The sequence below is a fragment of the Streptococcus mitis genome (assembly GCF_000722695.1).
Classification (GTDB): domain Bacteria; phylum Bacillota; class Bacilli; order Lactobacillales; family Streptococcaceae; genus Streptococcus; species Streptococcus mitis_O.
In genome coordinates this window covers 1-527 of the sequence record NZ_JPFU01000026.1, presented here as the reverse complement: position 1 = coordinate 527, position 527 = coordinate 1, and the positions used below count along the sequence as shown (strand labels likewise).

General features: G+C 39.5%; 1 pseudogene. It reads left to right on the top strand.

Annotated features, from left to right (window positions below):
• Nucleotides 1-527, top strand: a pseudogene (locus SK629_RS12880) (hypothetical protein); the annotation flags it as partial.

The following is a 527-nucleotide window of genomic DNA, read 5'->3' as shown; positions in this document are numbered from 1 at the left end:
TTAGATGCTGACTCACTTACTGAATTGCTTGTTGAAGCTGATTCTGATGTAAGTTTAGATGCTGATTCACTTACTGAGTTGCTTGTTGAAGCTGACTCTGATGCTACTTTAGACGCTGACTCACTTACTGAGTTGCTTGTTGAAGCTGACTCTGAAGCTACTTTAGATGCTGATTCACTTACTGAGTTGCTTGTTGAAGCTGATTCTGATGTAAGTTTAGATGCTGATTCACTTACTGAGTTGCTTGTTGAAGCTGACTCTGAAGCTACTTTAGATGCTGACTCACTTACTGAATTGCTTGTTGAAGCTGACTCTGATGTAAGTTTAGATGCTGATTCACTTACTGAGTTGCTTGTTGAAGCTGATTGTGAAGCTACTTCTGAAGCACGTTTAGATGCTGATTCACTTACTGAGTTGCTTGTTGAAGCTGATTCTGATATAAGTTTAGATGCTGATTCACTTACTGAGTTGCTTGTTGAAGCTGACTCTGAAGCTACTTTAGATGCTGACTCACTTACTGAATTGCT